This window comes from Snodgrassella sp. B3800 (genome assembly GCF_026535865.1).
Lineage (GTDB): Bacteria > Pseudomonadota > Gammaproteobacteria > Burkholderiales > Neisseriaceae > Snodgrassella > Snodgrassella alvi_E.
The window spans coordinates 268,778-279,238 of sequence record NZ_JAFNPH010000003.1; the positions used below are offsets into that span (position 1 = coordinate 268,778).

General features: G+C 41.8%; 10 protein-coding genes. 7 read left to right on the forward strand and 3 right to left on the reverse strand.

The features are described 5' to 3' along the window. Positions 1 to 3 precede the first annotated feature (3 nt). The 6 genes from rseP (at position 4) to lpxA (ending at position 6,665) form a co-directional block, all read left to right on the forward strand. On the forward strand, positions 4 to 1,344 hold the full coding sequence (gene rseP, locus J3U64_RS06770) for an RIP metalloprotease RseP (protein WP_267408707.1): 1,341 nt from the start codon (positions 4 to 6) through the stop codon (positions 1,342 to 1,344). Between the two features lie 3 nt (positions 1,345 to 1,347). After that, positions 1,348 to 3,723: an outer membrane protein assembly factor BamA gene (bamA, locus tag J3U64_RS06775; protein ID WP_267408721.1), complete on the forward strand. Its 2,376-nt coding sequence runs from the start codon at positions 1,348 to 1,350 to the stop codon at positions 3,721 to 3,723. Positions 3,724 to 3,747: 24 nt separating this feature from the next. After that, entirely contained in the window at positions 3,748 to 4,248 is a 501-nt protein-coding gene (locus J3U64_RS06780) for an OmpH family outer membrane protein (protein WP_267408708.1), read from the forward strand. Between the two features lie 8 nt (positions 4,249 to 4,256). Continuing rightward, positions 4,257 to 5,318, forward strand: coding sequence for a UDP-3-O-(3-hydroxymyristoyl)glucosamine N-acyltransferase (gene lpxD, locus J3U64_RS06785; protein WP_267408709.1), 1,062 nt, complete (start codon positions 4,257 to 4,259; stop codon positions 5,316 to 5,318). Positions 5,319 to 5,322: 4 nt separating this feature from the next. After that, positions 5,323 to 5,781, forward strand: a complete 459-nt coding sequence (gene fabZ / locus J3U64_RS06790) for a 3-hydroxyacyl-ACP dehydratase FabZ (RefSeq protein ID WP_267391021.1) — start codon at positions 5,323 to 5,325, stop codon at positions 5,779 to 5,781. Between the two features lie 107 nt (positions 5,782 to 5,888). Beyond that, entirely contained in the window at positions 5,889 to 6,665 is a 777-nt protein-coding gene (gene lpxA / locus J3U64_RS06795) for an acyl-ACP--UDP-N-acetylglucosamine O-acyltransferase (protein ID WP_100151456.1), read from the forward strand. 473 nt (positions 6,666 to 7,138) lie between these two features. Here the strand turns inward: lpxA and J3U64_RS06800 are convergent, their stop codons facing one another. The 3 genes from J3U64_RS06800 to J3U64_RS06810 all read right to left on the reverse strand — a co-directional run bounded on the left by J3U64_RS06800 (position 7,139) and on the right by J3U64_RS06810 (position 9,071). Next, on the reverse strand, positions 7,139 to 7,552 hold the full coding sequence (locus J3U64_RS06800; protein WP_267408710.1) for an ExbD/TolR family protein: 414 nt from the start codon (positions 7,550 to 7,552) through the stop codon (positions 7,139 to 7,141). A 3-nt stretch (positions 7,553 to 7,555) separates the two neighbouring features. Further along, a complete protein-coding gene (locus tag J3U64_RS06805; RefSeq protein WP_267408711.1) occupies positions 7,556 to 8,221 on the reverse strand; it encodes a MotA/TolQ/ExbB proton channel family protein in 666 nt (221 codons plus the stop codon). A gap of 82 nt (positions 8,222 to 8,303) precedes the next feature. Then, positions 8,304 to 9,071: an energy transducer TonB gene (locus J3U64_RS06810; RefSeq protein WP_267408712.1), complete on the reverse strand. Its 768-nt coding sequence runs from the start codon at positions 9,069 to 9,071 to the stop codon at positions 8,304 to 8,306. A gap of 329 nt (positions 9,072 to 9,400) precedes the next feature. On the opposite strand from J3U64_RS06810, the gene J3U64_RS06815 reads away from it, so the two are divergent. Then, positions 9,401 to 10,132, forward strand: a complete 732-nt coding sequence (locus J3U64_RS06815) for a DUF3472 domain-containing protein (protein ID WP_267408713.1) — start codon at positions 9,401 to 9,403, stop codon at positions 10,130 to 10,132. Positions 10,133 to 10,461 lie beyond the last annotated feature (329 nt).

The following is a 10,461-nucleotide window of genomic DNA, read 5'->3' on the forward strand; positions in this document are numbered from 1 at the left end:
ACCATGTTACTAACCATAGTTGCTTTTATCGTAGCCATTTTACTTCTGGTCAGTTTGCATGAATTAGGCCATCTGCTGGTAGCGCGCTGGTGTGGTGTAAAAGTGCTGCGATTTAGCATCGGTTTTGGTAAACCCTTCTATTCTATCAAACGTGCCAATATTGAATGGTGTCTGGCTCCCATTCCGCTAGGCGGTTATGTCAAAATGGTAGACACTCGGGAAGGGGAGGTCAGTGAGTCTGATTTACCTTTTGCCTTTGACCGGCAGCATCCTCTGAAACGAATCGCTATCGTCATTGCCGGTCCATTAACTAACTTGATTCTAGCGATAATTTTGTATGCGGCCAGTTTCAGCATCGGCGGTATTACTCAGATGCGGCCGTGGGTTGGGATGGTAGAGCCAGCAAGTGTAGCAGCAGATGCCGGTTTTCGGTCTGGTGACCGTATCTTAAGTGTGAACGGACAGCCAGTTACTGATTGGTCAGATGCTCAAGCCAAAATCATGCTTAATCTGGATGGTGGCAAAGTTTTGGTAGATGTCATCAGCGCCGCAGGACAATCTGGAAAGCGTCTGCTCAACATTGCTGGTACCGATGCAGCGGCTAATGTAGCTAAAACAGGATATCTCGGTATCGTGCCGTTTAAAGTAATCAACCAGATAGGCATGGTCGTACCAGACAGCGTAGCTGCCAAAGCAGGTCTGCAAGCTGGAGACACATTGTTAACAATAAATGGCCGCAAAATTAGTAACTGGCAGGAATGGGTGGATAATATCCGCGCCAGTGCCGGAGCGCGACTAGATATTAGTTATCAACGCAATGGCCAAATTCAACATACCAGCCTGCGCCCTGAGTCTGTACTCGAAAACGGCACCATCATCGGCCAGGTTGGTGTTGGAGCCATGCGTGATAAAGCATGGGATCGCCAGATACGCCAACATTATCAGCCCAGTTTTTTTCAATCAGTGCAGCTGGCTATGCAGCGCACCTGGGATTACATTACACTCACTCTTTCCATGTTTGCCAAATTACTCACTGGTCAGGCATCCTTACATTATCTATCCGGTCCCCTGACCATAGCTGATGTGGCTGGAAAAACTGCAGCCATGGGCTGGCAAAGCTATACTGAATTTCTGGCTTTGGTCAGTGTCAGTCTGGGTGTACTGAATTTATTACCCGTTCCCGTGTTAGATGGCGGGCATTTATTGTATTATGCGATCGAATGGATTCGCGGCAAGCCCCTCAGTTTACGCATTCAGGAAATGGGGCTGCGTTTTGGTATTGCTGCCATGTTGATGTTGATGCTGGTGGCTTTCTTCAATGATATTACCCGCTTGTTTGGATGAATGATGAAATTAAAACAGATAACTGTCAGTTTAATGGCCTTAGGCCTGTCTTCACTGGCTTTGGCAGTAGAACCGTTTACCATAAAAGACATTCGGGTAGAAGGTTTACAGCGTACCGCACCGACAACCGTTTTCAGTTACCTGCCAGTTAAAATCGGTGATACATTCAATGATGCCGAAGGTGCAGAAATCATTAAAAAATTATACGCTACCGGTTTTTTTGATGATGTTCGAGTGGAAACAATGGGGAATCAGGTTCTCCTGACAGTTGTTGAACGCCCGATTATCAGTAGCTTTGATGTTACCGGCGGTAAATCAATCAACAATAACGATATCAAGAAAAATCTTAGTAATTTTGGTCTGGGTCAGTCACGTGTGTTTAATCCAGCCATACTAGAGCAAGCCCTACACGGCCTGCAGGATGCATATCATCAACGAGGTAAAAATGCGGTCAAAATCACTCCCAAAGTGACTCGGCTTGAACGTAACCGTGTAGCACTCGAACTAAAAATTGATGAAGGTCCGACTACCACCATTAAGTCTATCAACTTCAGCGGCAACCAACAGTTTTCCGCTCATACCTTGCGCAATCAGATGTCTTTAAGCCAGAAAAGCTGGACCAGCTGGTTGACCCGTGATGACCGCTACTCTGACAGTCAGCTACAGCAGGATCTGGATAAAATCAATAACTTCTATCAAGATCATGGCTATCTGAATTTCCGTATTGCCGATGTCAAAGTTAATAGCAGTGAAGATAAAACGGCGCAAATGATTAATATCAGCGTAAACGAAGGTTCTCGTTATCGTTGGGGCAAGGTAACCATAAGCGGAGACACACGCGAAGTACCCATAGATTCATTGCAGAAGCTGGTTAAAATCAAACAAGGCAAATGGTACAACCGTTCCAAAATGATTGATATCATCAAAGCCATTCAGGAAAAAATGGGTAGTTCCGGCTATGCTTTCTGTCAGGTAGATGTTCGACCCATCCCGAATGAACAAACACACGTTGTAGATTTCGTACTCAACGTCGTGCCAGACCGTAAAGTATACGTCAATCAAATCAACATTACCGGTAACAACAAAACCCGTGATGAAGTCTTGCGGCGTGAGTTAAGACAGATGGAACGCGCGCCCTATGACGTATCCAAAATCAATCGTTCCAAAGAACGTATACAGCAACTGGGTTATTTTGATAATGCGCAAGTAGATGTCAAACCAGTGGCCGGCACACCCGACCAAGTTGACCTGGATATGAGTGTGAAAGAACGCTCTACCGGCTCCATCAATGTTGGCGCTGGCTGGGCTCAAGATGACGGCCTGCTCCTGTCGGCCGGTATTTCTCAGGACAATCTGTTTGGTACCGGTAAATCCGCCAGTCTGCAATTATCCCGTTCCAAGGTAAATCAGGTTGCTGCCTTGTCCTTTACCGATCCGTACTTCACCCCCGACGGCGTCAGTCTGGGTTACAACGTCTATTATCGTGGTTACAACCCTAGCAAATCTGACAGTAATTCCATGGATTATAAAACCACCACAATTGGTGCAGCTATGACCATGGGTGTACCCATTACTGAATATGACCGCGTAAACTTCAGCTTGGGTGCAGAACATCTCGCTGTTAACCTGTATGGCGACTATGCCCCTCAACGTTATGCTGAATTTGTTCAGAAATACGGAAAAGATAACTGGATATTTAAAGGTACCGTAGGCTGGGGACGTAATACCACAGACAGCGCATTATGGCCCACGCGTGGCTACATAATGAATGCTAATATTGACAGCGGTTTACCAGGTGGTGATTTACAATATTACAGCCTAAGCCATGATCAGCGCTGGTATTTCCCAGTTAGCAAAAACTTTACCGTCATGCTGTACGGACAGCTTGGTTATGCCGATGGCTATGGTAAAACCAAAGATCTGCCATTTATGTATGCCTTCAATGGCGGTGGTTTGGGTTCTGTGCGCGGTTATGAGTCCGGCACATTAGGTCCGAAATATTTTAATCGTTACAGTGATGGTTCCTATAGCAGTGATTCCAGCAGTTATGGTGGTAATTATATCGCCACAGCTACTGCTGAACTGTTATTCCCGTTTCCTGGTATTAAAGATCAGCATACAGTCCGCTTGAGTATGTTTGCTGATGCCGGTAGCGTATGGGACAACAAAACTTATAACTATTTTGACGAAAAAAACCCTTATGGTGGTTCCAAGACCCATAAATCCAGCTTTGGCAACGAAGTACGTTATTCAGCTGGTCTGGCTGTAACATGGTTATCACCCATGGGGCCATTAAAATTCAGTTATGCTTATCCGATACACAAAAAACCGGAAGACCAGTTACAGCGCTTCCAGTTTCAGTTAGGAACCACGTTCTAATCGCAGTCAGATAAGGACTAACACATGCTTAAAAAATTTTTTTTAACACTAGTAGTTACTCTGTTTTCATACAATTTGGTGTGGGCAGAAAGCATACAGAAACTTGGCTTTATTGATACTGGTCGAGTCTATCAGCAATCAATTCAGGCTCAATCTATTCAGAAAGACTTGGATAAAGAATTTGCTCCGAGGCAGAAAAAATTGCAAGCCATGCAGACTGAAGGTCTGAAATTAAAAGAAGCGATTGAATCTGGAAAAATTCCTGTCGCTGAACGAGAAAACAAAATTAAGCAAATGCTGCAAATGGATGAGCAATATAAAACAGCAGCAGCAGAACTAGCAGAAGATTACAATCTGCGCCGCAACGAAGAGTTTGCTTCACTTCAGCAAAATGCCAACAAAGTTATCATCGATATGGCAAGAAAAGAAGGTTATGATCTAATCATACAAGATGCCATATTTGTTAATAGCAAATTTGACATCACTGATGCCGTCATCAAAGCACTTAATGCGCAGAAACAGTAAGGTAAAAAATGGCTGAAAATCACCTAACTGCCTCAGCTTTGGTTAAACAACTGGGTGGAGAACTGCGTGGCGATGATGTCATTCTCACCCGCATTACTTCATTGCAACAGGCACAGGAGCATGATATCAGCTTCCTGAGCAACCCCCGTTTGCGGGAAGATGCAGTAGCCAGCCGTGCAGGCGTCTTAATTGTTACCGAAAAATCAGCGGCAGCACTAGTGGGACGTACACTGATCATTACTGATGATCCTTATCTCTATTTTGCTCGTGTAGCGCGTCTGTTTCATCCATTCCAACAAGCTAGGTCGGGAATTCATCCGAGCGCCATCATCGCACCATCAGCACAAATTGCCGACAGTTGTGAAATCGGAGCTAACGTTGTTATAGGAGAACGTTGCGTTATCGGTGAACACACACGCGTACTGGCAGGTACGGTCATCGAAGAAGACTGCATCGTAGGTAATGATTGCGTCATTCACGCCAACGTTACCATTTATCATGGTTGTCAGCTAGGCAACCGTGTTGAACTGCATTCCGGTTGTGTCATCGGTGCCGATGGATTTGGTTTTGCCTGGGATAAACAAAAAAATGAATGGTTTAAAATCGTTCAGACCGGTTGCGTGATTTTGGGTGATGATGTCGATATCGGTGCTAATACCACCATTGATCGCGGTGCCATCGAAAACACCATTGTTGAAAAAGATGCCAAAATCGACAATCAGGTAATGATAGGCCATAACGGTAAAATTGGTGCTCATGTTGCTATTGTTGCCTGTACCGGCATAGCTGGCAGCACAGAAGTCGGTGATTTTTCCGTAATCGGTGGTGCAGCGATGATAGGTGGTCATTTGAATATACCGCCCAAAACGACTATAGGCGCAGCCACTGCTGTCAGCCACAGCATTAAAGAAAGCGGTTACTACGCCTCAATTTTTCCATTACAAAAACACAATGACTGGGTGAAAAATGCCGCACACATTCGGCATTTACACGAAATGAACCAGAAAATAAAAGCTTTGGAACACCAGTTAGCCGAGCTAAACGGCACTTCATCAAACCAACAGGATTAACGCAATGGATTGGTCTCTACCTTTAGACGTTCGAACACTTCAGAAATTATTGCCTCACCGCTATCCATTTCTACTGATTGATCGTGTCACAGCTTACGACAGTGAAGCCATGACCTTAAGTGCAATCAAAAATGTTACCGCTAACGAACCCTTTTTTCTAGGTCATTTCCCTGATTTCCCAGTTATGCCTGGTGTACTCATCATCGAAGCTATGGCTCAGGCCTGCGGTACACTGGCTATCCTGAATCACGGTGGACGGGAAGATGATGAAATTTATTTTTTTGTTGGCATAGATAATGCCCGTTTCAAACGCCAAGTCATACCGGGAGATCAGCTTAGGTTTGAAGTTAATCTTGTGGCTAACAAACGGGATATAGGAAAATTCAAGGCAGTAGCTTGGGTGGATAATCAGATAGCCGCAGAGGCAGATATCATGTGTGCTAAACGAAAAGTTGATAAATAGAAGTTATCCAACAGCCACAAATATTCATGACTTTTATAAAATTTATAATAGTTTCATTAATCACTTATGATTAAACTGGTCGTAAATCACGAATGTAGGAAATATACATGACGCAGATTCACCCCACAGCCATTATTGATCCCAAAGCCGAACTCGATAGTAGCGTATCTGTGGGTGCTTATACCGTAATTGGTGCCAATGTGCAGATTGGTGCTGATACCGATATTGGACCGCATGTTGTCATAGACGGGCATACCACTATTGGAGAAGGGAACCGTATTTTTCAGTTTGCTTCGCTCGGAGCAATACCACAGGATAAAAAATACCGTGGGGAGCCCACACGACTGATTATCGGTAACCATAACACTATTCGTGAATTCACTACATTCAATACCGGTACTGTTACCGGTATTGGAGAAACCCGCATTGGTGACGACAACTGGATAATGGCCTATGTCCATCTTGCGCATGATTGCGTCGTTGGCAGTCACACAGTCTTTGCCAACAATGCGTCACTAGCTGGTCACGTAGTGATAGGTGACTATGTAATACTGGGCGGGTTTTCACTTGTACATCAATTTTGTCATATCGGCGATTATGCCATGACAGCTTTCGCAGCTGGTGTACATAAAGATGTGCCACCATATGTCATGGCAGCCGGATATCGTGCTGAGCCAGCAGGACTCAATACCGAAGGCTTGAGGCGACATAAATTCACAGCAGACCAAATTGCCAACATCAAACGCATCTACAAAATTCTTTACCGGCAAGGATTAAGTTATACCGAGGCTAAGTCCAGAATTATTACAGAAGCAGATACAGCAGCGGAATTACATATCTTTAAAGAATTCTTTACTCATTCAACCCGTGGCGTCATTCGCTAAAACAGCATAAATAAAACTGGTAGATTATAAAATCTACCAGTTTTATTTATTAAATCCAGCTTTGCCTGTATAAAGTTATTATCACATCTCAACTCAGATTTATTATTGTTTAATATAAATTTTATCCAGTCCAGCCGACAATTTTATTATCCAGCATAATAAATAATTTTATTTTTTATATAAAAGTTCTGATTGGATACCTGCTTCTATAATTTCATAGCAATTACACAAAATTTTAATAAAAAAATTTAATCCTGTTTATAGTAAATACATATTTAGCTTTGCCAACAAAAGTGTGCAGAATACTTAAAATCACTAAGGAATTTTTTATATTCATGAGCAAATAAATGGCTTAAATTGATAACCAATTTTATTAAAAATATGAAGCTGAACAAAAAAAGGACTTTCTTTTATAAGAAAGTCCATCAATCTTCCAGTAAAATTAGTCTGTATTACAAATCCAAATTAAACCTCTACTTGTCTTCTGTAACAAAGCCAACCTTCACCAAACCTGCATCCCGTGCTGCAGCCAAGACCTGAGCAACATGATCATAAGCAACATGCTTATCAGCAGCTATTGCCAATACCATATCAGGATTAGCCTGCACTTCTGAATGTAAATTATTTTGTAGCTGTGTCAATGTAAGAGACTTGTCACCTAACTTATATTCTCCATCAGCCCCAATCGATAATCGCAATGGCGCTTTGGGCTCAGCCTTTTGCTGCGAATTTGCTGTAGTAGGCAAGGTTAATGGTATAGAGTGAGTCAGTACCGGCATAGTAATCATAAACACAATTAACAGTACCAGCATCACATCAACCAGCGGTGTTACATTGATATCTGCTGACTCATGTACCTCATCATCGCTAAAATGACCAAATGCCATCACTTATTCCCCATTATTTAATAGTTGCGCATGCAGGTCATGAGCAAAACCATCCAGATCACGACTTAAATTTTTCTTGCTGCGAACCAAACCGTTATAAAACAACAAAGCCGGAATAGCAGCAAACAAGCCAATGGCGGTAGAAATCAGCGCCTCCCCTATGGGGCCGGCAACAGCAGCAATACTCATCTGCCCACTATGTCCGATATTAATTAAAGCATGATAAATACCCCATACTGTACCAAAGAGCCCGATAAAGGGCGCACTCGAACTAATAGAAGCCAAAACGGTTAATCCGCTTTCATAGCGCCGTAAAATCTGCTCCATACTATTGCGAATCTGGCTGGTAAGATAGCGATTAAAAGGCATTGCCGCAGCTAAAGAATGATTAGCCTGATCATGATATAGCTTGCTCGCACGCAGAGCATCACGGGTAAGACTTGCTACCGGAGAGTGATTATCAGCCAACTCATGCTGTAACTGTGTCAGATTTTCTGCTGAAGCAAAACAATTTAAAGCAGTGCGATTATCCCGCCTGGCACACCATAAGCTCCAGCAACGCATCAATGCAATAATCCAGGTCATAATGCTCATCAGGACAAGAATGGCTAAAACTGTCAGCAAAATCCAGCCACTCTGAGCATAAATTGAAGCAATATTACCGTCCATAAGAATAATTACCTTAAAAGTTAATAATGATTTAATTAAATCATCTAAATAGATATAAAAACTAAATTACCGCTAGCCACTCTTAATTAGGCATTCTAAAAGCAACATTAAAATGATATTTATACGGAATAGGTATACCGCCACGAGTAGCCGGTTTAAATCGATATTTCAGTACAGCCTGTTTGGCTGAACGATCCAAGCGGCTAAATCCACTACTTTTGCTGATTGCTACATCTAGGGGTTTACCATCTGCAGATACTGATACAGTGATTCCAACAACTCCTTCTTCACCATTATTCATCGATTCAGGTGGATAAACAGGCCGTAAGGCAGCTAGATAGCCACCCTGATAGTCTTTGGGTACCACTAAACTACCGCCAGCTTGGTCAGCGTTATTTTTATTACTTGTAGATGTTGAGTCAGATTTATTTTCATTACTAGAAGAAATAGAGGCCGATGAATTACTTTCAGAAGTCGATTTTATAAGACTTGGTTTCGCCGTTGTGGGTATTAGTTTAGGCTTATCTTCTTTAGAAGGATTAACGCTAAATTCACTTTGTCTTTTAATCGAAGCCACAGGTTTAATTATCGATTTATCAGACACCACTTTCTTAGTTGCCGAAACCTTCATAATTTGTTTCTGTACGACAGGTTGTTTAGTTGGTGAACTAGGTGCAACATCTGGAGTAGTCTGATGTCCACTCATACCTAAATCGACAAAACTAAGGGATTGTATTTTTGTATCAATATCAATTTTTTGAGAATGAATAGCAATTGCCCAGAATAAAAGCACGTGCATGCTGAGAACAAAAACAACAATCAAAAAATTGGCTTTACGTTGGTTTTCCATATCTTGATTATGATAATAGAAACCATTCCTATTTGCAACATGACTTAACACTAAAACATATGCCTATTCCGATAGTGCAAACTAAGAAATTTACGCTGATTAGAGCCAAGCTAGCTAAATTTTAAGCCCCATTACCAAGCAAAAAATCTTCTTAATAAGACAAATATTTTAAGATTTTAATCTCAACACCTACATATATCTAATGAAGATTTTAAGCATTTGAATAATTAATATTTTTTGATAAAATATTAAAGAGACAATATGCGCGAGCATAGAAGCATAAGATTGTTCAGACTCAGATAATTAATAAATATTTTAAGGAGAAAGTTATGAAAAAACGAATTATAGCAATGGCAATGGCATTTACTACTGGTTATGCTTTAGCCGCTACGCCTACACTAAACTGGAATATTCCTACTAATAAAGTAATAGAGAATATAACCTTTGGTATTACCATTAATCAGGCTGCTCCCGTTGATGAGTTTTATTTTTCAAATCAGTTCGGTTTCACAGGTGGTGGCGGGATTGGGTATACCGGTATTCAGCCTACTAAAAACGCAAAAGATGGTTCTCGTCAGTTTATGGTGTTGTTTAGTAGTTTTCGTAAAGACACCATTGCCAGGCATGCAAATTGTAAGGGTGGGGCTGATGGCGCTAGAAGTGGTGCCACTTGTCGTATGTATATCCCAGGAGAGTTAGGAGATACATTTGCGTTCCGAGTACAGAAAAATGGAAATTTGCTGATGGGAACTGTAACAAATCTAACTACAGGACGCCGAGATATCATAGGACAGTGGGAAGTAAGTCCATCTGCGGGTAATTTGGCCAGTAAACAAATCTCATGGATCGAAAACTATAAAATGAATAATCCCTCCTTTCATTTGACGTGTGATAAAAAAGGTTGGCCTTACTATGAAATTAAATTTTTGCCACCAACCGCCAACAATAACACCATTAAAGGTTCTATTTCTACATTGTCCAGAGGTTCAGCTGCATGTCCTGGGGCGATTACTTGGCAGCATGACGAAAGTGGAACCTTAGTTAAAGGCGGATATAAATAATTTATAAACCATAAGATAAAAGCACGCTGTCGGCGTGCTTTTATCTTTAATAAAATACTACTTATATAAAACATTTAACCAAAAGATTCCCGTGTTATGTGAAAGGAATCGTGTCACTCAAACAAAAATCAACTTATGGCCATATTCTTGGCAAGCTAAAACAAACTTCAATGCAGTCATAAAGACAAAAAATAAATCTTATTAGAACAGAGGTTTGGTGGATTGTATAAAAATAAGAGGAGGAAGTAGTTGACAGGGTGGATGTAGGGGCGTATAGTTCGCCTTCTTCGCTGAGACGCGAGCCGAAACGAACGAAACAGTTTAAAGTA